The organism is Psychrobacter sp. JCM 18902, from assembly GCF_904846615.1.
In the GTDB taxonomy this organism is placed as follows: domain Bacteria; phylum Pseudomonadota; class Gammaproteobacteria; order Pseudomonadales; family Moraxellaceae; genus Psychrobacter.
Genome location: NZ_CAJHBK010000001.1, coordinates 875,709 through 896,912, shown reverse-complemented (window position 1 = coordinate 896,912; position 21,204 = coordinate 875,709). Strand labels below are relative to the sequence as shown.

Below are 21,204 nucleotides of genomic sequence, written 5' to 3'. Positions count from 1 at the left end.
TTATAAAATTGCGTTATCCATACATTCGAATAGGCAAACTATCTATTTATATAAAGTGGTTAACGCAGCTGACTTAACGCATCATCTTGTAAGAGCTGACGCGAGACAATCACGCGCATAATCTCATTGGTACCTTCCAAAATCTGATGCACACGCAAATCTCGCACATGACGCTCAAGCGGATACTCATTAAGATAGCCATAACCACCATGCAGCTGTAAGGCTTCGTTGGCGACATCAAAACACAAGTCAGTAGACAAACGCTTTGCCATTGCACAATAAGTAGAGGCCTGAACATCGTTATTGTCGACTTTGCTCGCCGCTAAATAGAGCATTTGCCTTGCGGTAATGGTTTGGGTCAGCATATCAGCAAGCTTAAACTGTACCGACTGTAAGCTAGCAATCGGGCTGCCAAACTGACTGCGCTCTTGTACATAATTGGTCGCTGTCTCAAGCGCCGCTTGCGCTGTTCCTACTGCACAGATGCCGATATTAATCCGGCCGCCATCTAAGCCTTTCATAGCAATACGAAAACCTTGGCCTTCCTCGCCAATGAGGTTTTCTACTGGCACTTTGACATCTTTAAAGCTAATGGTGCGCGTTGGCTGTGCTTTCCAGCCCATTTTATGCTCGTTTTTGCCGTATTCGATACCAGCACTATCGGCATCGACAACGAATGCTGAGATGCCTTTGGGTCCTGCAGCGCCCGTACGAGCCATAACCACTAACACATCGGTTGAGCCTGCGCCTGAAATAAAGGTTTTTTCGCCGGTCAGTATATAATACTCACCTTGCTTATCGGCTTTGGTACGCAGTGATGCGGCATCAGAACCGGCATTAGGTTCCGTTAGACAATAGCTGCCCAGCCATTCGCCACTGACCATATTGGGCAAATATTTTTTGCACAAAGCGTCGCTGCCAAACTCACCAATCATCCAGCCAGCCATATTATGAATACTCATATAAGCAGCAACAGCCGTATCACCCCATGCTAACTCCTCAAACACCATGGCAGAATCTAAACGCGGCAGACCCAAACCATCATAGTCAGGATTGGTATATAACCCTAAAAAGCCAAGCTCGCCTGATTTTTTAATCACATCAATTGGGAAATGCGAAGTACGATCCCATTCAGCAGCATTGGGCTTTAGCTCTTTTTGGGCAAACTGTCTAGCGGTTTGGCGAAAGGCAATTTGGTCATCGGTTAATGAAAAATCCATGGGGTCATCCTTATGCTGAATAGAGTGTGTTAAGTCGTCAATGCAAATATAGGTGATTCAGCATTAAATTGAAATAGTCGTATTAACACCGCGACTTGCTTCATCATCAAACCAGCGCGCCGTAACCGTCTTAGTTTGGGTATAAAACTGCACTGCTTGCTTACCATAAGGACCCAAATCACCAAGCTTACTAGCACGTGAGCCTGAGAATGAGAACATCGGTAGTGGCACAGGAATCGGCAAGTTAATACCAATTTGACCCACTTGGATATCTTGTTGAAATTTATGCGCAGCAGCCCCTGACTGAGTGAAGATAGCCGTACCATTACCATGTGGGTTGGCATTGAGCAGCTCAATCGCTTCATCTAAGCTATTGGCACGCATGATACACAGGACAGGTCCAAAGATTTCTTCTTTGTAGATTTGCATATCTGCAGTGACATTATCAAAAATAGTTGGACCAACAAAATTACCCTGTTCATAACCTTCAACGGTAATACCACGACCATCCAGTATCAAACTCGCCCCTTCCTCTACGCCTGTGCCAATCAAATGCTCAACACGCGCTTTTGCGGCAGGAGAAATAAGGGGACCCAAATCTTTATCATGCTTACCAGCTGAGACGATTAAACCTTCTGCTTTAGCTTTGATATCATCAATCCACTCACCCGCAGCGCCCACTAGCACCACAACTGACAATGCCATACAACGTTGACCAGCAGCACCAAATGCCGCGCCTGCTAGTTGATTCAGCGTTTGCTCTTTATTAGCATCGGGTAAGATAACGCCATGGTTTTTTGCGCCCATCATACACTGTGCGCGCTTACCTGACTGACTGGCACGCTCATAAACGTGTTTGCCGACGTTGGTCGAACCCACGAAAGAAACTGCTTTGATATCAGGATGATCACAAATCGCATCAACGGTCGCCTTGCCACCATGTACGACGTTTAGCACCCCTTCAGGTACGCCCGCTTCTATTGCCAGTTCAACCAAACGCATCGTGACCATTGGATCTTGCTCAGAAGGTTTTAGGATAAAAGTATTACCCGTCGCAATCGCCATTGGGAACATCCACAGAGGAATCATCGCTGGGAAGTTAAATGGCGTGATACCCGCACAGACGCCTAATGGCTGCCAAATACTATAAGTATCAACGCCTGATGCAACGTTCTCAACGAAGTCACCAATTTGTAAATTGGCAATACCAGCAGCATGCTCAACTACCTCTAAACCACGGAACACATCACCACGTGCATCAGCAATGGTCTTGCCCTGCTCTGCCGTCAGTATTTCTGCTAGCTCATCCATGTGGTCGCGTATCAATGCTTGATACTTTAAAAAGATACGGGCACGTGTGGTAATCGGCGTTTTGCGCCATGTTTGAAAAGCGGCCTTGGCTGCTGCAACTGCCTGATTAATTTCATCGTCTGTAGTTTGCGGGACTTTGGCGATTACTTCTTGCGTGGCAGGATCGGTGATATCAATCCATTCACTGGTATTAGAATCAACAAATTGACCATTGATGAGCTGCTTGACATGGTGCATAAGATATCCTTATCTTGTTTGCGAGACTACCCTTTAGCGGTGTCTTAATATTCAAAAAGAGAGAAAAAATGATGAGCTTTTATCGATCAAACGTAATTTATAAAATGATTTATTTCGTATCGTTATTGACTATACCAATAAACCATTTTTAGGGTCAAGCGCTTTGTCAAAATTTTATCTGAGTTTATGTTAACGAGAAAAACTTTATGTAAGGTATATTTTCAGTTTGAGCGAAAGCGATTAGGTGATGATAAAAATGAGGAAACGCCTTAAATTAAAAACAAAAAAGCCCATGATTGTGCATGAGCTTTTTTTCAATATTAACGTCAGATGGCTTTTTTCAATTAATACACCATCGTATTAGTAGTCTTTCATAGATTGCTTAATCGCGTCAATCGCTGTTGGATTATCAAGCGTTGACATATCTCCTGTTTCGTTGCCTTCTGCTAAAGCACGAATGGCTCGACGTAAGATTTTGCCAGAGCGCGTTTTTGGTAGCGCTTGCGGGAAATAAATTGCCGCTGGCCTTGCGATACCACCGAGGGATTTGACCACAGCACCGATGACCTGCTGCTCAATACGGAAACGATTTTCGGTGGTCGTGACTTGTTCATGATCTCTCAGCACACAAAAGGCAATCGGCAGCTCGCCTTTTAGCTCATCTTGAATACCCACCACCGCACACTCTGCAACCTCTGCATGGGTACTGATCGCCTCTTCAATCTCTTGGGTGCCCAGTCTATGCCCGGCGACGTTGATGACATCGTCAGTGCGTCCTAAAATATAAAAATAACCCTCCTCATCAGTCACGGCATAGTCTGAGGTTGAATATTGCTTGCCATCAAACAGACCAAAATAGCTACTGACAAAGCGTTCGTCATTTCGCCATACCGTGGTCAGACAACCGGGCGGCAATGGTGCACGAATCGCGAGCAGTCCTTTTTCGCCAGCTTTACAAGGTTCGCCAGTTTCTTCATTAATGACATGCGCATCATAACCATACATGGGATAACCGGGTGAGCCTTGCTTGTGCGGTTTATGATTGAATTTGGGCGTGTTACTGAGGATGGGCCAGCCAGACTCTGTTTGCCAATAATGGTCTAAAATTGGCACACCTAAATGCTTAGTCAGCCAATTGGCTGTCGATTCATCCAGTGGTTCACCTGCCAAAAAGAAGGATTTTACGCTGGAGACATCATAGCGCGTCATCCATGTCTCATCTTGTTTTTTCAGCATACGAACACCCGTCGGTGCCGTGAATAAGATATTGACCTTGTTTGCTTCAACAATTCGCCACCAAATACCGGGGTTTGGGCGATGCGGTAGACCTTCATACATCACACTCGTCATGCCAGCCAGCAATGGTGCGTAAATGGTGTAAGAATGCCCAACCGCCCAACCGATATCTGATATCGCCCAAAATGTCTCGCCCGCCTTGCCATCGTAGATATAGTCCATCGACGTCGTTAGCGCAACCGCGTGACCACCTGTATCACGTTGCACGCCTTTTGGCGTACCCGTAGTGCCTGAGGTATAAAGTAAATATGATGGCGTATTTGACTCAAGCCAAACTGGCTCGACAATCGCATTGGCTTCACAGCTGATACGGCGCTGGGTTGCATAATCAACATCAATATTTTTTGGCTCAAATGGTAAAATGCCACGATTGATGACCAATACATGCTCGGGCTTAACCGTTGCTTGCTCGACCCCTTGATTGACAAGATTTTTATAATTAATAACTTTACCACCGCGCAGACCTGCATCCACCGTGATGACCATTTTTGCTTCGGCATCATCCATGCGAATGGCTAAGTTATGCGCCGCAAAGCCACCAAATACCACAGAATGTACGGCACCGATACGAGCGCAAGCCAACATGGCATAAGCGGCTTCTAGAATCATCGGCATGTAAATGACAACGCGATCGCCCTTGCCAATATCATGACGCTGTAGCACATCGGCAAAATAATTGACTTCTTTATATAGGTCATTATAGGTCAGCCGACGCTTGGTATAGTCCGTATAAAGCTCAACGTTATTACCCAAGTCTTTAAACGCATCGACGACTGCAGGAAAGGTTTCGATTAACTCTTGGTTAATCTCAGAGGATAACCAGATAAAAGCATCCTGCTCTGCGCGCTCTGCAAGATGGCGATCCACACAGTTATAGCAAAGATTGGTCTCGCCACCGACATACCACTGCGCAAATGGCAAATTACTGTCATCAAGAATTTGTTCAGGCTCTTTATGCCAATAGATACGCTTTGCTTGCTCAGCCCAAAACTGCTCTTTATTTTCAATAGAAGAGTGATAAATTTCAGCAAAAGTTTGAGTGGTATTAGATGACGCTTGAGAAGTCTGAGCTTGGTCTGACGATTGGTTGGTCAATGAAGTGGCGGTTTGCTCGCTCATAATAGCTGTCCTTAGCATAAATGATGGGTAATACGATGTAATATTGTCTAATAATGTCATAGAAAAGATTGGCTATCCCTGCCAGCTATCTCTAATAGAAAAAAACCGATACACTACGTATCGATTTAGTAGGTATCGGTTTAAAATGTAGCAGAGCTAACAATAAAGGTCAACTATTAAGCCAGTTATCTGCTCAATAGTTAAGCCACTTTAAGCCTATACCTCAGTTTGATCAGCATACATCTCACGCATCACTTTTTTGTCATGTTTACCAACAGAAGTCTTTGGTAGCTCATTGACGAACTTAAATTGACTTGGCACACCATATTTCGGGATAATACCCCGCTCTACGGCTTTCTCAGCAATGGCTTTGATATCACCAACGCTCGTGTCTTGAGCATTAGGTTTTAACACAATCAAGGCCAATGGACGCTCGCCCCATTGCTTATCACGTATCCCAATCACAGATACGTCAGCGACCGCTGGATGTAACGACAAAATCGTCTCAATCTCTAATGACGATATCCACTCGCCGCCTGACTTAATGACGTCTTTTAAGCGATCAGTAATCCTAATATAACCATCAGGACGTATATAAGCAATGTCTTGGGTGTGCATATAGCCGTTTTCCCACAGCTCTTTGCCCGCATCGTCATTTTTTAGATAGCTTTGCGTTAGCCAAGGTGCGCGTAATACCAGCTCGCCAGTATTGTCTTGACCGGTACCAACCGACTCATTATTGCTACTCCATATTTGAGCATCCACCATCAGTACGGGCTTACCAGTCATACAACGGCGAGCGATATCTTCATCTTCACTCATTTTAGGCTCGTCGAGACTAAATTCTGTCAAGCTAATAAGGGGCGCTGTCTCTGACATACCATAACCAGTATATACTTCGATACCTTGTACCATAGCGGTTTTTGCCAGACCTTCCGTCAATCGTGAGCCACCGATGATCATTTTTAGACCATTGAAACTGGCACCGCGATCTTGCGCTTCTTTGAGCACCATTTGCAAAATCGTTGGGACACAATGGGTAATACTGACTTTTTCATTAATTATCAAGTCCATTAACACATCTGGTGCATAGCGTCCTGGATACACTTGCTTCAGACCAGCCATGGTCGCGGTAAATGGAAAGCCCCACGCATGAACGTGGAACATCGGCGTCATCGGCATATAGACATCACCGTAACTGACGCCTTGCTTGTCGGGCAGCATACCTAGTGTCGCCGCTTCGGTGAGGGTATGCAATACTAACTGGCGGTGGCTAAAGAATACGCCTTTTGGATCGCCCGTCGTGCCTGAGGTATAAAACGTTGTGGCAATGGTGTTTTCATCAAAATCTGGGAAGTCAAACTCACTATCGGCAGCTTGTAATAACGCTTCATACTCACCTACTACGCGGTTTTGATTACCACCGAAGACTCCTTCAGATGTTACGCCATCATCATCTAGCCAAATAATGTGCTCAATACTAGAGTTTTCAAACTGATAGCTTTTGACCAATGGCGCAAACTCAGAATTAAGCAGCAGCACTTTTGGCTTAGCGTGATTGATGGTATAAAGAATTTTTTCTGGCGATAGGCGGATATTAACGGTTTGCAAAATATACTCTGACATCGGTACTGCGAAATACGACTCCAGATAACGATGGCTGTCCCAATCCATCACCGCCACTATATCACCTGCATCTAGATTTAAACCTGCTAAGACATTGGCCAAGCGATTGATACGATTGAATAAATCTTTATAGGTAAGGCGTTTTTTGTCAGCATAAACGATTTCTTGCTCAAGCGACACCGTTTTGGCACGGTTCAATAGTTGCTTAACTAATAAGGGATAATCGTAAGCAGAAGGGGCGCTGTGGTAAATATTTGACATAGATGTGACGTCCTTGTTGGTCATGCGGATAAGTTATTATGCGGGTGAATCATAAATAATTGATGGCGTATTGAGCAGGCTATATCGATAGTAAGAAAAAATAGGTGCTATGTAAAGCGACCTTACGTAAACATCCTAAGCTGCAATAGCTTGATGAATATTGCTCAAAAACGGCCATCAAGCCGCGCGTGATTTTGTTTTAATCATGCCAAAACTGGCAACCAGTAATGCCAAAATCTGTACAAATAAGAGCAGCCATACTGTGAGAGACCACTGCCCGCGCGCATAAGCCATACCGCATAACCACGCACCCATCGTACCGCCAGCATAATACCCCATGTAATATAAACCAGACGCCAATGAGCGCCCTTTTTTAACATTGACGGCGATATAACTGATGGTGGCAGCTTGGGTGATAAAGACACCTGAGGACATAATAGCAAGACCAATAATAATGCCCCATAACGGCGTTACTAGCGTTAACAGCACCCCAATCATAGAAACGAAAACAGCCACACGTACTGTGCGCGCTGAACCAAAGCGACGTAGCAAGGTCGTCGACAATGGCGTGATGACAACGCCTATTAAATAAACGGCAAAAATATTGGCAAGCGCACCCGTACTCAACTCATATGGCGTCTTAGCAAGATGTAGATTGATAAAGGTAAAACAACCCACGAGTGAAAATAAAACACACGCCCCTAACAGACACGCCGTCACCACATAACGATTGGTTAAATGCTCACCGAGCGTCTGCATCGCGGAACGAAAATTCGGATTGGCCACAAACTGCTGTGACGATGGTAGCATCTTGCCGACCCACAGCGCACCGATAAGGGTCATCGCTGCCATCACATAATAGCCTGCACGCCAGCCGATAAGCTCGTGCAAGTGCCCAAGTAAAAATCGCCCCATAAAGCCGCCAAGTACCGAGCCGGAGACATAAAACGACATCAGTTCCGTGACAGCGCGTCCCTCAAACTCTTCACCGATATAAGCAATCGTCACCACGGTAATGCCTGGTACAGACAACCCTTGCATAAACCGCCACATGCCCATCCAACCAATACTCGGACTTTGGGCAATTAAAGCAGTTGGTATCGCTAAAAATAATAACGCGCCAACGATAAAGGATTTACGCCCCACAGCGTCAGACAGCATGCCCAAGAATGGCGACATAATAGCAATCGCCATCACCGTTGCACCGACGATCATGCCAGCTTGCACCTCAGTTGCAGACAGGTCTACCATTAATACGGGCAAAATGGCCTGAATAGAATACACTTGCAAAAAAGCAAACATCCCAATCAAGCCAATGGTGAGTTTTAAGACCCACGATGTTGCATGATTGATTGGTGTAGATATAGGTTCTGGCATATTATTTTGGGATTTACTGATGGTATTTTTCACAGGGATACAGGCTATGTTGGACGCGGATGATCTGGCGTGAGTAATAGAAATAGGACGATAATAGCTGAAATAATGACGAAAACAATGATGACAATAATGGCTGATGCTAGGGATAGGCATCATGTATGATTTTAGCACACCAAATACCAGACTCTGGTTTCGGTGTGTTATCGGTATTGCTTTATTGATGCTTAGGGTCTGTTGAACACTAAAAATTGCTGCTTTGTATACTGTTTAGGTGACGTATATTTTTGACAGCAAGCAGATTACTGTCTACTATTATTTTGATCTATTATATATAGATGCAATTCACAAAAACTTATATCCACAAAATATAACCTGCGACAAAATCCGATTCACCTATAACAGACTCTCTATCATGCCCAAATACCCTTTTTATTCGCAATGGATTGTCGCTATAGGTGCACTGATTTTTTCTATAAATGCGTCGGCAGTTACGTTAGACGAAGTAGCCGCAATTCATAAACTCACAATTAAAGAGCAACCGACCAAAATATTATCTACCCCGATAGCATCATCGGTTACAGTAACATCACCAATAACAACATCAGCCTCGCCGTCAAACTGTATCGCTGAGAGTATTATTACGGCGGCTAACCTGTCAGATACGCGTGATAAGGGACCTTTTTCGGTAGCTAAAAAACCCGTTACTCGTCAATTGGCCAATGGCTTCGGTGGCGGAACCATTCATTATCCAACTAACGCAGGCGGCTGTGGTCTGTTAGGCGGAATCGCGGTGATACCCGGCTATGTGTCCCACGAATCTTCTATTAAATGGTGGGGCCCGCGTTTGGCATCTTGGGGATTTGTGGTTATTACCATCGATACTAACTCTATTTACGATGACCTAGATAGCCGTACGACGCAGTTAAGTGCTGCGCTTGATTATATCCTTAATGACAATACTGTGGGTGCTCAGATAGATAGTACGCGCTTGGGCGCTATTGGCTGGTCAATGGGCGGCGGCGGTGCGCTCCAGCTAGCGACAAAACGTAAGACGGTTCGAGCCATTATTCCGCAAACGCCCTATCATGATAAAGACTACGGCGAAATGGACACGCCCGCGCTATTCATTACTTGCCAGAATGACCGCATTGCCTCAAATAAAAAATACAGCAGTCCTTTTTATGATAAGGCTACGGGCGCAAAAATGAAGATTGAAATAAAGAACGGTAGCCATTTTTGTCCAAGTTATCGTTTTAATGAGATATTGCTGAGCAAGCCAGGTATTGCTTGGATGCATCGCTATATTAATGGCGATACCCGCTTTGATCAGTTTTTATGTAGTAACGATAATTATGGCAATAATCCTCGTATATCCGCTTACGACTATAAAAACTGCTCGTAAACGAGGTGCTCATGATAAAAGTACTTATAAATTAGGCACTTATAAACTAGACACTTATAAACAATCCGCTGGTCAACGTCTGACTTGGGAGCGCTTAGCATAGAAAAAGGCTACCGAAATGGCAGCCTTTTTTATAAAGTCATTAACGCAATTATTCACAGCTCGCTTTGCCAGTGCGATGATTCACAGCACCATTGGCGGCCAATAGCTTTTGCATATCAACCAAATCTCGCGAACACGCATATGAATAGGCACCTTGATTATACGAGCCCATTTTTTTGTCTTTGGTCGTTGCCACTAGATTTGGATTGGCGCCTTGCGCCAATAAATACTTGACAGTCTCAAGGCGATCATTGCTGGCAGCAACCATAATCAAGGTTTCGCCATCACTCTCTACCGTCTGATCATTTAAATCTACAGGCGCTTTGTCATTCAATAACATATGTACTTTTTTGACAATATTGGTATTTTTTCCCAGCACAGCAGATTTCATGACGTTATATACATCACCGTCATCTTTAGCATAGATATCAGCGCCTTTATTGACTAAGTAATCGACCATATCTTCATAGCCGATAAAGGCAGCCCAGCCTAATGCCGTTTGATTAAGGCTACCTGTATCCTTAACTTCTAAGTCTTGACCATTATTGACCATGTATGTGACCGTGGCTAGGTCACCATGTTTTACGGCATCAAACCAAGTAGCATCTGCACCTGTAGAGGGTTTGTCATAAAACACACGCCAAGAAAGTTTGTTTTGGTTGGCAAGATCAACATTCTCAGCAGCGCTAAAGCGAAAATCCACTTGCGGGATTGGTGCTGTTTGAGCAAGTTGGATAGTATCCGTTTTGGTTGCGCTGTTATCAGCGTTTAGGCTTGAGCAACCTGCTAATAACATCGTTGCAATAACCGCTGATGCGCTCATTTTATCAAAAAATCTCATCACTCAACCTTCAAACATAAATAAAATAGTAAGAAGCATTATACAGATTCATTAAATAATAATCTATAAATTATAAGCTATGAATGACAATGACCCTCGGTTAATATAGGCTTATATCAGACTTTAACGTTATACACTGAACCTAACGATCAACATCTTTTTTATAACAGACTTTAGGTACATGACTCACCATAATAAGAGGTCATTTATAATAAGTTGTCATCTATTGATGAGAAATATTTATTATTAAAATTACTAAGACATTAAAAAACTCGAATAAAAACACTAAGGAATAATTTCAATGACCGATAAAATTCATGATTTAGGGGCAGGATTTTGGAATATACGCGGATCTTTTCGCATTGGCGGTGTTCTAAACATTGGCACTCACTGCTCACTTATACAGTTAAATTCAGGAAAGTTTATATTTTTGGATAGCTATTCATTGACTGGTGACGTACGCGATGAGGTGATGGCATTAACCAATAATGGTCAAGATGTCGAAGCAGTACTGAACGTCCACCCATTCCATACGGTGCACTGTGCACAAATAGCAAAAGACTTCCCGCAGGCGACCTTTTATGGCAGTAGCCGCCACCATAAAAAAGTACCTGAAGTAAAATGGGCAGATGACTTGGTTGAAAGCGATGCGGTCGCCAAGCGTTACCCTGAGCTTAAGTTCTCAATGTCACAAGGCATCCACTATATCTCACCCAATGAGATGATTCATGCAGGCTCACTATTAGCCTATCATCCTGCCAGTCAAAGCTTGCACGTCGATGATACCTTTATGAGTCCACCGATGAAGTTATTAGAGGCGATATTACCCGAACTGATACTACACCCAACGACCAAAAAAGCGCTAAAAAATGAGCCCGATGCAGGCAAGCAATATTGCGATTGGGCAAGCAATTTGGCACATGAATGGCGCGATGTGCGTAATTTCTGCGCTGCACATTCCTATTTAGTGACATTCAATGACGGTGAGTTTGAAGTGGCGCTATTAAAAGCCATTGATAAAGCCCGTCCAAAATTAGAAAAAGCTTAATTGACCGTATAACCTCACATTAGAAGTATAACAAAGGGAGTGACCAAGATGGTCGCTCCCTTTTTTGCAATGACGCCATCAACATCAAAAGTTATTAACGAAACAATAAAGACGCTAGCTCATCTTCGTTATTGATGATATCTGCCAAGGTATAGCGCTCAAGGACGTTAATAAATGCCGTTAATGCTTCAAAGAATACACTTTTTAGTTGGCATGCTGGGCTAATGACACAGCCTCTAGCGTTATTTGTCGTTTCATCAATAAGCGTAATAGGCAAACCAGTCTGTCGACCATCACTACCCTTATCATTCGCGGGTGTCGCAAAGCATTCGACCAAATCAAAGTCTGGCTCTATTTGTTTAATTAATACACCCAAATTGATGTCTTTTGGCGCACGAGCCAAACGTATACCACCATTTTTACCACGCACACTTTCTATATAACCAAGCTGACCCAACTGATGAATAATCTTGGTCAAATGACTTTTAGAAATGCCATAACTGTCGGCAATACCACTGATATTTGCGAGTAATGGCGGCTCTGGTCTCACCGCCAAGTAAATCAATGAGCGCAGTGCATAATCGCTATAATTGGTCAATCGCATTTATTTGCACTCCTATTTTATATAAATCTCTCAAGTATGTATCAGCCTAAATTTTAGCAATGTAACTCTATAATTTTGAAAATGAGGGTCTTACAACCTTATAACATTTGCAAAATAATCTACTCAAAAATATCAACAATCAGTCGATAGACTTGGATAAATCCCCTATTCTTTTGGCGATAGCGTTATAACTGCTCTACAGGCTCTAACCAAACAGACCATCAGGTCTAGGACGTGCCAGCATCGGCAAATAACTGATGCAAAATAGCACGAAGCAAGCAATCCACGCCCCTTGGGCAATCATGATCCATAGTAGATAGTGACTCATATCGGCAAGCGGCAACAGCACGCGACTGACAAATGCCAATACCATCAGACCATACATGATATTCACCGTCTTGGGCGGCTGATGAATGCTGCGTCCCGTATGGCCAAGCGATACCCGCGTCATCATCGCCACGGTCATCATACCAACGCCTGCAATGGCAAGCCCATGCATCGCAATACTATGAGTATAGCCCAACCATGGTTGCAGCGCATACAGCAGAAAACTCAAACACATGCCCAAAAATGCAACATATAATGACCAAAGCAGTGGCTTTTGCCAGATACCGCGATGATACCAGCCTACTAAACGGACGATATTAACCACTGCTACGCCAAGTGCCGTAATAGTCAGCAGATACTGATTAGGATAAAACAAGTCACTGATAAAAAACGCTAAGAAAAACAATAAACTCGCAATATCCTGTACTTTACTATTGCGCAACTTGATGCCTTCCGTCGTTCCAACACTCAGACCACGTTCAATAAAGAATGGCACCACGCGGCGACCAATGGTCAGCACCAAACCGATAATTAAATAAAACCCTAGATAAATACCTATTTTAGTCATATTCATATCGGCATTGATAATACCCCAGTAGCAGATTCCATTGCCAACGGTCAATAATGCCAATTTCGCTAAGATGCCCATTTGCTTATACTGCTTGACCTGTAATACCGCTCGACATATCACAAATGCCATTGAGGCGATAAACAATAAGTCAAATACTGCGGCGACATATAACAACGATATACTGCTACCCGCAACCGTCATACCAAGCCCAAAACCTGCCCAGCTCAAACGTGCCAGCAGCCAACAGCAAAATATAGCCAGCAGCTTATAACCATGCGGCATCATTACCCATGTCCACGTCTTCACTGCTGTGAGGAGAAATCCTGCAATGACCGCCAAGGCATAACCATAGACCATCTCATGACCGTGCCAGTACAATGGGTTCAGTGCTTGTGCGTCAATATCTGTATGACCGGTAAATACAAAAGACCATAGCAGCATCGTTATCACGGCAAATAGCGCGGCAGCACTAAAAAATATTCGAAAGCTCAAATTCAAAATAGGATGCGGAGAGCTGGGCGGCTTGCTGGGTAAGTTTATCGATTGCATGGCAGTCTTCTTAGAAGCATGTGAATAGAGTTTAATATAAAGATTCATTTTAAATGAATGTTATAAGTTATACAATAGTGATAATTTTATAGCTCATTATAACGGTTTGCTATTAGCATAAAAAACAACCGCTAATAAGACTATTAAGCGGTTTAGAAAGTGCTATTTAGTATTTGTGCTCTAAAATCCATAAACTGCTTTAACTTACATGACCGCCTTGCCATTTATCAATGAACTCACCATTGGGATCGTATTGCTGGGTTTGCTTGCGAAGATTAAATTGCCGACATCCTCTTGGATCAGCGCCTACGCCCGCTAGATATTGCCAATTCCCCCAATTGCTCGCGACATCATAATCGATAAGATGCTGCTCAAAATAGGTTGCACCGTAACGCCAGTCTAAACCCAGCTCATGAATAAAGCAGCTAGCAACGACTTGCCTGCCTCGATTGGACATATACCCTGTTTGCTTTAGCTGATTCATGCAGGCATTGACGATAGGATATGGCGTGCTGCCATTCTGCCATTGCTGCAAACGCTGATCGTCAAAATGAGTAGCTGGTAATTGATGATCAATGCCCTTAAACAAAAACAGATCGCTACCATGCTCAATCGCATACCAATAAAAATACTCGCGCCACAGCAGCTCAAACCATATCCAATACGTTGACTCATTGGCGATCATCTCACGCTCATAATGACGTAAGCGATTCAACAGTATTTTCACAGACAAGCAACCATTTGCCAGCCAAGGCGAGAATTTAGTGGAATGCGTCCAGTCATCCAGGGCATTACGTGTGGTTTTATAAGTGCGCGGCGCAGCAGAATCAAAATAGTGAGTTAAATGAAGCATTGCATTTGTTTCACCACCTTTAAAACTAAGCGCTTGCTCATCAGATGGTTGTGTTTTAAAAAGGTATTTACTATGACCTATCAACGCATCAGGCATTGGCGGTAGCGACTTTGGCGTAGGAGAAACAGCCACTTCGTCATCAGCATTCAATAAATCATGGCTTGCTTCAACCTTTTTACGAAACGGGGTAAAGCTTTTGGGCAGGTCTTGTGTCGGTAAATCGGCAAATAGCGTATGGGTTGATTGCCTGTGCCATATTATCTGCGGATATTTACTCTGCAAGGCAGCATAACCTTTATTTTGATTATAATCTGCCGTGTGGCTGACACAGATATCGGTGACTTGTTGCTGCTCAATGAGCTGGCATAACTGAGTAAAGGCGTTTAAGGCAGACTCCACCTTATCTGGTGACAACTGACTCTTTGATGAATAGCTTGGCGACAGATACAGCAATCGATTACCAAGGCGCTGAAGCAATCGATCCAAATCAGCCAAGCTCTCAGACAAGAACTGCTGACGAGCAGCGCCCATCTCATTAAAGTGGTAAGCTTGACAGCTCTCTTTCATTTCAATGCAATCAGCCAAAAAATCAGCATAGATGAGCATCAGGTTGCCTTGATTACTTTTAGCCAATGTCGCCGCTTTGACTAACGTTTCATTGTCCTCTATGCGCAAATCGTGATGAAATAAGACCAATACCGCTTTTTTGACTGACTTATTTGATGCGTTGTCTGATTGGTGATTTGACATACTCTCGATTCCCAAGTAGTTAAACGCGCTCACTTGAAGCTGAGTCTAAACTATAATATTTTAGAATGTGACACACAGTATAGAGCGTGTTACCCGTTCAACTTAAGTCGCTACCCTCGTTGTTATCTGCGTTATACTAGCCATAAGCATTGACTATCACTGAGCTGACTGCTTAGATGGTTTATAACTAGGAGAATGTCATGACTCAAGAACACGCTTCCCATGAAAAGCGCAAAATCATCGATAAGTTTTTGATGAAACTCACCAAAGAAGAGCCGCAAATGTATTATGCTAGCACCTCTGAGGTCGCTCGTAGCATCCATACTATGATAAAAGAGCACACCAATCGCTTGTCGGTAGAAGATCAAGCGCTCGTTAGACATATGACCGTCGAGGAGATACAAGGCTTGCTAGGCTTTCACCTTAAATAATCACACTTTCAACGTTCCCATAAAAAAGCCCGCTGATTTGCAGGCTTTTTTATTATTAAAACTTTAATTTAGAGCATTGAAAATATACATCGCTTAAAACGGATACTCACGTGGCTCATGTTGCATAGATATCCAGTGCGTTCTAGTGAACTCTTCTAGCACCCACTCACCGTTAAAACGACCAATACCTGAGTTTTTCTCGCCACCGAATGGCAAGTTACTTTCATCATTGACTGAAATATCATTAATATGGGTCATGCCCGCTCTGATACCGCGAGCAAAGCGCATGCCTTTTGCCATATCTTTTGTAAATACCGCACTCGACAGACCAAACATTGAGTCATTGGCAATCGATAACGCATCATCTTCATCTTTGGCACGGATGATACCGACCAATGGTCCAAACACCTCATTACGTGACAAATCCATCTCGCGCGTCACTTCAGTAAAGATGTGCGGTGGTACGACTTGTCCTTTAATCTCACCAGTTAATATCATTTTTGCACCTTCTTGCTGCGCGTTGGCGATTTTCTCTTTCAACGATTCTACTTGTTTTTTGTTAATAATCGGACCAACCGCCGTGTCTTGTTTGCTCGGATCGCCGACATTTAACGTTTTAACGTGTGCCAAAAAACGTTCAACAAAGTCATCATAAATCTCGTCTTCAACGATAATACGATTGATAGCAATACAGATTTGACCTTGATGTAAGAACTTCCCAAAGGCTGCTGCTTTGACCGCTTGCTCAATATCAGCGTCTTTTAGTACCACAAATGGACTGTTACCACCCAACTCAAGCGCTACTTGTTTAATGTAGTCGCCGCCATTAGCCAACTCGCCAATGCGCTTGCCGACTGAAGTAGAGCCAGTAAATGATACAAAGCTTGGGGTTTTGTGTTCAACGATCGCATCTCCTATCTCTTTACCTGAGCCAACCACCACGTTGAGCAAGCCTTTTGGCAAACCTGCTTCTTCGAATACTTTTGCTAGCAGCAAACCACCAGTCACTGGAGTATCACTCGCAGGCTTGAGTACCACAGCATTACCAAGTGCTAAGGCTGGTGCAATAGAACGTTGGGTCAAATGTAATGGAAAGTTCCACGGACTAATGACAGCGACGACACCGATGGGCTCACGGTAAACAAAGTTTTCTTTACCAGGGGTGTTAGATGGACGAATCTCGCCATGTACACGACTGGGGAAAGTCGCAGCCTCAAGGGTAATGGCGCGGGTAGCAGCAAACTCAACCATGGCTTTAACACGGGTACTGCCCGACTCTTTAATGAGCCAATCGACGATTTCATCTTGGCGCTGATCTAAAATCTCAACCACTTTATATAGCACACCTGCTCGTGTCGCTGGCGTCTGCTGTGCCCACTCTTTTTGTGCCGCACTTGCTGCTTGATAAGCTTCATTAAGCTGTGCTTCTGTCGCCTGCTGAATCTTTACAAGTGTATCGCCATTGTAGGGGTTGGTATTGGTATTGACGCTATCATCTTGACCGCTTTGCCATTCCCCTGCAATGTACTGGAGGTGGAAATCATTATAGGCATTGGCTTTGGTATTATCGGTATCAGTTGACATAATTCTTCTCATTTATTTTATGGATGTTATGTTGGTTGTCAATAAAACAGTATGACTAGCAAATTGAGGCAGATAAAAAATAACCCTTAACACAGTTATTTATATTAAATAGCCTGCGCTCGCGACATTTGATTAAACACATCAAAACGAGACTTGCTAGACGACTGGTCTAATGCTACCATAGACCTCATACAAATAAGCGTATTTCGTCAGCAAGTATTGTTGAAAAAACGTAACGTGACCATATCAACCTTTACAATAAGCACTCATTATAAGCAACGATAAAAATCTGCATCTACCCATAGAAAGTATCATGAATAATTGTTAATAGCGCGCTAAGTAGCATTATTCGCCATACCTTATCTCTGAAATACATTCATAAAAATATAGGAGGACATTACCATTATGTCTGCGGCCTCAACCACAATCCCACCAGATACCAAAACGCATCTGTTAGAAACGGGCTATCAACTGATTTCCAAAAAAGGTTTTACTGCCGTCGGTATCAAACAAATACTAGACACAGCCGGTATTCCTAAAGGCTCTTTTTACCATTATTTTGCCTCAAAGGAAGCATTTGGTGAAGCTATCATCAGTCATTATTTTACTGACTATAAGATACGCTTAGACACCATTGGTCGTCAAAAAGTTAATGCTCAGCAAAAGATTTATGATTACTTTCAAAGCTGGTATGACACCCAACAAAATGGCTGTGATCATGAAAAGTGCTTGGTAGTGAAGCTCAGCGCTGAGGTTGCAGATCTGTCTGAACCTATGCGCATCACACTGAATGCTGGTTACCAGCAGACCATCAGTTGGCTTGCCGAACAAATCAAAGCAGGCTGGGCGGATGACTCTGTACCACAACCTGACAATATCGCGGCCGAGAGCATGGCAAAACGTTGGTATTTTGCTTGGCTTGGTGCCAGTTTAATCGCCAAGATTAGCCAAACCAATACACCGCTTGCAGAAGTATGGCAGATGACTACTTCTCAATTGGGACGCTAATTTCGTGCGTTAAACGCTTTTTAGCCATTTATACTTCCCTATATCTAAAGCAAAAAATTGAGTTATAAGAGAGTTTTGTAAAAATCACTAGACGACTGGTCTATTTAATGTACAATGCCCACAGTTGCAAAAACGAATCGCTAATTTGCCACTGAGATTTTTGCACCCCATACGCCCAACACAAATATTTAATAATTTTAGGAATACTATGAATAATTTCCAATATTACAATCCAGTACGTATCGTCTTTGGTGAAGGTCAAATCAAACAACTATCAGAATTGGTACCGACTGATGCCCGTGTGCTTATCACTTATGGTGGCGGTTCGGCACAGCGCACAGGTACGCTAGACGAAGTAAAAGAAGCCTTGGCTGCAAGCGGTACACGTACCGTATTCGAATTTGGTGGTATTGAAGCCAATCCAGAATTCACGACGCTTTTAAAAGCAGCAGACATGGTCAATGAGCACAATATTGACTTTTTGCTAGCGGTCGGTGGTGGCTCAGTCATTGATGGTAGTAAATTTGTGGCATTGGTATCGTCCCTCACTGAAGAAGATGGCACGACTGTCTCACGCGAACAAGCATGGAATGCACTAACCAGCTATTGCAGAGACATTGATTCTGCCATCGATTTGGGTGCTGTTTTGACCATTCCAGCCACTGGCTCTGAGATGAACTCAGGCGGCGTCATCAATTATAGTGAACGTCAAGCTAAGCTCCCATTTGGCAACGCACTTGCCTTCCCTAAGTTCTCAATATTAGATCCAATCAAAACACTGACATTACCTGAGCGTCAAGTGATGAATGGTGTTGCGGATGCCTTTGTCCATGTCATGGAACAGTACCTAACGTATCCAGTCAATGCAAAAGTGCAAGATGCCTTTGCTGAGAGCTTGCTGAAAATCCTCATTGATGAAGGTCGTATCGTTAAACAAGATCCAGAAAACTTAGAAACTCGTAAGAATATTATGTGGACAGCGACCATGGCACTCAATGGTCTAATCGGTGCAGGCGTACCGCAAGACTGGACGACACATATGATCGGTCATGAGCTAACCTCGTTACACAGCATCGATCATGCTCGCACCCTAACCATTTTATTACCCTCAGTAATGCGTGAGTTGAAAGACAGCAAAAAAGAGAAACTACTTCAATATGCACATAATGTCTGGAATATTACGCTCGATGATACTCATCAAGACGAAGATGCTGTCATTGAAGCGGCTATTGTCCGTACCGAAAACTTCTTCCGTGACCTTGGCTTGCCCGTCAGTTTAGAAGATGCAGAACTTGATGCGTCAGCTATTGATCCAATTATCAAGCAGCTTGAAGCGCACAACATGGTGAAACTGGGCGAGCACAGCAACAATGATTTAGAAGTGTCACGTCGTATTCTGCAACGTGCTATTAGTAGCAAAGCTGCTTAATAAAAACACCACCGTAATAAGAAACACATATTGTTATGCTATTTATAGTAGTTGCTCAGCACTGAGTAACTACTCCATTCACCATGAAATATTAAAACCAGTAAATATTAAAATAAATAGAATCTTAAAATTAATAAATAGAAAAGGAATCTGATAATGAGCTTTGATAAACAACAAAATCAAAAAACAAATCGTCAAATCAAATTGGCAAGCCGTCCAACAGGTGAGCCAAAAGCTGAAAACTTTGATATGGTAACCAGCGATATCCCATCGCCAAATAACAATGAAATGCTGCTGCGTACCGTTTACTTATCCTTAGATCCATACATGCGTGGACGTATGAGCGATGCAAGAAGCTATGCTGATCCGCTAGAAGTGGGTGATGTCATGATGGGTGGAACGGTTGCCCAAGTCGTTGAATCCAATATTGACAAATTTGCTGTTGGTGACTTAGTGGTCTCAAACTCAGGCTGGCAAGACTATAGCGTCAGTGATGGCGAAGGCGTCTTAAAGCTTGACAAAAACATGTCAAATCCTTCTTATGGTTTAGGTGTATTAGGTATGCCCGGCTTTACCGGTTACATGGGTTTGACCGACATCGGTAAGCCGCAAAAAGGGGAAACTTTGGTCGTCGCTGCTGCAACGGGTCCCGTTGGTGCAACGGTAGGTCAAGTTGGCAACCAGTATGGCTTACGTACCGTTGGTGTGGCTGGTGGCAAAGAAAAATGTGACTTTGCTGTCAATGAGCTAGGCTTTGATGTCTGTATTGACCATAAAGCGGATGACTTTGCCGAGCAATTAAAAGCGGCGTGCCCAGATGGCATCGATATCTATTACGAAAACGTCGGTGGCAAAGTATTTGATGCCGTTATGCCATTATTAAATGCGCATGCACGCATCCCAGTCTGTGGTCTAGTCTCGCAATACAACGCCACCGAGCTGCCTGATGGTAAAGATCGTTTAGGCGTATTAATGGGCAACATTCTAAGCCGTCGTCTCACCATTAAAGGGTTCATTATTTTTGAAGAATATGGCGATCACTTCCCAGAATTTTTAAAAACCATGAGTAAATGGGTCGAGTCAGGCGATGTTAAAACCAAAGAATATATCGCTGAAGGCTTAGACGATGCACCAAATGCCTTTGTTCGCATGCTAAATGGCGATAACTTTGGTAAAACAGTGGTTAAAGTTTCTGAGGTTGAATAACTGAACCAATTGTTACTAGTTGGTTGAATCGCAAATAACGACTTAACAACAT

Annotated in this window: 16 protein-coding genes; 6 read left to right on the top strand and 10 right to left on the bottom strand. The window is 43.4% G+C overall.

Annotated elements, in window-relative coordinates; translation table 11 throughout:
* Positions 1-59: 59 nt before the first annotated feature.
* The 5 genes from JMY05_RS03685 to JMY05_RS03665 form a co-directional block, all read right to left on the bottom strand.
* On the bottom strand, positions 60-1,220 hold the full coding sequence (locus JMY05_RS03685) for an acyl-CoA dehydrogenase family protein (RefSeq protein WP_045446359.1): 1,161 nt from the start codon (positions 1,218-1,220) through the stop codon (positions 60-62).
* A 63-nt stretch (positions 1,221-1,283) separates the two neighbouring features.
* A complete protein-coding gene (locus JMY05_RS03680; protein ID WP_201614192.1) occupies positions 1,284-2,768 on the bottom strand; it encodes a CoA-acylating methylmalonate-semialdehyde dehydrogenase in 1,485 nt (494 codons plus the stop codon).
* Between the two features lie 360 nt (positions 2,769-3,128).
* Positions 3,129-5,183, bottom strand: a complete 2,055-nt coding sequence (locus tag JMY05_RS03675; protein WP_045446357.1) for a propionate--CoA ligase — start codon at positions 5,181-5,183, stop codon at positions 3,129-3,131.
* 216 nt (positions 5,184-5,399) lie between these two features.
* Positions 5,400-7,070, bottom strand: coding sequence for a fatty acid--CoA ligase (locus JMY05_RS03670; protein ID WP_045446354.1), 1,671 nt, complete (start codon positions 7,068-7,070; stop codon positions 5,400-5,402).
* A 177-nt stretch (positions 7,071-7,247) separates the two neighbouring features.
* Positions 7,248-8,447, bottom strand: coding sequence for an MFS transporter (locus JMY05_RS03665; protein ID WP_045446491.1), 1,200 nt, complete (start codon positions 8,445-8,447; stop codon positions 7,248-7,250).
* A gap of 412 nt (positions 8,448-8,859) precedes the next feature.
* Here JMY05_RS03665 and JMY05_RS03660 point away from each other — a divergent pair, with 412 nt between their 5' ends.
* A complete protein-coding gene (locus JMY05_RS03660) occupies positions 8,860-9,849 on the top strand; it encodes a dienelactone hydrolase family protein (protein WP_201614191.1) in 990 nt (329 codons plus the stop codon).
* 151 nt (positions 9,850-10,000) lie between these two features.
* On the opposite strand, the gene JMY05_RS03655 is transcribed toward JMY05_RS03660, so the two are convergent.
* Positions 10,001-10,792: an ankyrin repeat domain-containing protein gene (locus JMY05_RS03655; protein WP_226914666.1), complete on the bottom strand. Its 792-nt coding sequence runs from the start codon at positions 10,790-10,792 to the stop codon at positions 10,001-10,003.
* Between the two features lie 301 nt (positions 10,793-11,093).
* Here JMY05_RS03655 and JMY05_RS03650 point away from each other — a divergent pair, with 301 nt between their 5' ends.
* Positions 11,094-11,840, top strand: coding sequence for a hypothetical protein (locus tag JMY05_RS03650; RefSeq protein ID WP_045446351.1), 747 nt, complete (start codon positions 11,094-11,096; stop codon positions 11,838-11,840).
* Between the two features lie 94 nt (positions 11,841-11,934).
* Here JMY05_RS03650 and JMY05_RS03645 read toward each other — a convergent pair whose 3' ends face one another.
* The 3 genes from JMY05_RS03645 to JMY05_RS03635 form a co-directional block, all read right to left on the bottom strand.
* Positions 11,935-12,444 carry an Rrf2 family transcriptional regulator gene (locus tag JMY05_RS03645; protein ID WP_045446348.1) on the bottom strand — a complete coding sequence of 170 codons (510 nt, stop codon included), beginning with the start codon at positions 12,442-12,444 and terminating at the stop codon, positions 11,935-11,937.
* A 205-nt stretch (positions 12,445-12,649) separates the two neighbouring features.
* The gene (locus JMY05_RS03640; RefSeq protein ID WP_201614190.1) at positions 12,650-13,891 is read right to left on the bottom strand and encodes an NnrS family protein; all 1,242 of its coding nucleotides are present in this window, start codon (positions 13,889-13,891) and stop codon (positions 12,650-12,652) included.
* 199 nt (positions 13,892-14,090) lie between these two features.
* Positions 14,091-15,494, bottom strand: a complete 1,404-nt coding sequence (locus tag JMY05_RS03635) for a DASH family cryptochrome (protein ID WP_045446345.1) — start codon at positions 15,492-15,494, stop codon at positions 14,091-14,093.
* A 200-nt stretch (positions 15,495-15,694) separates the two neighbouring features.
* On the opposite strand from JMY05_RS03635, the gene JMY05_RS03630 reads away from it, so the two are divergent.
* Entirely contained in the window at positions 15,695-15,925 is a 231-nt protein-coding gene (locus JMY05_RS03630; protein ID WP_045446342.1) for a hypothetical protein, read from the top strand.
* A 93-nt stretch (positions 15,926-16,018) separates the two neighbouring features.
* Here JMY05_RS03630 and JMY05_RS03625 read toward each other — a convergent pair whose 3' ends face one another.
* Positions 16,019-17,509 (bottom strand): aldehyde dehydrogenase family protein, encoded by a 1,491-nt coding sequence (locus tag JMY05_RS03625; protein ID WP_045446339.1) that lies wholly within the window; start codon positions 17,507-17,509, stop codon positions 16,019-16,021.
* Positions 17,510-17,914: 405 nt separating this feature from the next.
* On the opposite strand from JMY05_RS03625, the gene JMY05_RS03620 reads away from it, so the two are divergent.
* From JMY05_RS03620 to JMY05_RS03610, 3 genes are all read left to right on the top strand, one after another.
* Positions 17,915-18,517, top strand: coding sequence for a TetR/AcrR family transcriptional regulator (locus JMY05_RS03620; RefSeq protein ID WP_045446337.1), 603 nt, complete (start codon positions 17,915-17,917; stop codon positions 18,515-18,517).
* Positions 18,518-18,725: 208 nt separating this feature from the next.
* A complete protein-coding gene (locus JMY05_RS03615) occupies positions 18,726-19,946 on the top strand; it encodes an iron-containing alcohol dehydrogenase (RefSeq protein WP_045446335.1) in 1,221 nt (406 codons plus the stop codon).
* 156 nt (positions 19,947-20,102) lie between these two features.
* Positions 20,103-21,152, top strand: coding sequence for an NADP-dependent oxidoreductase (locus JMY05_RS03610; RefSeq protein WP_201614189.1), 1,050 nt, complete (start codon positions 20,103-20,105; stop codon positions 21,150-21,152).
* Positions 21,153-21,204 lie beyond the last annotated feature (52 nt).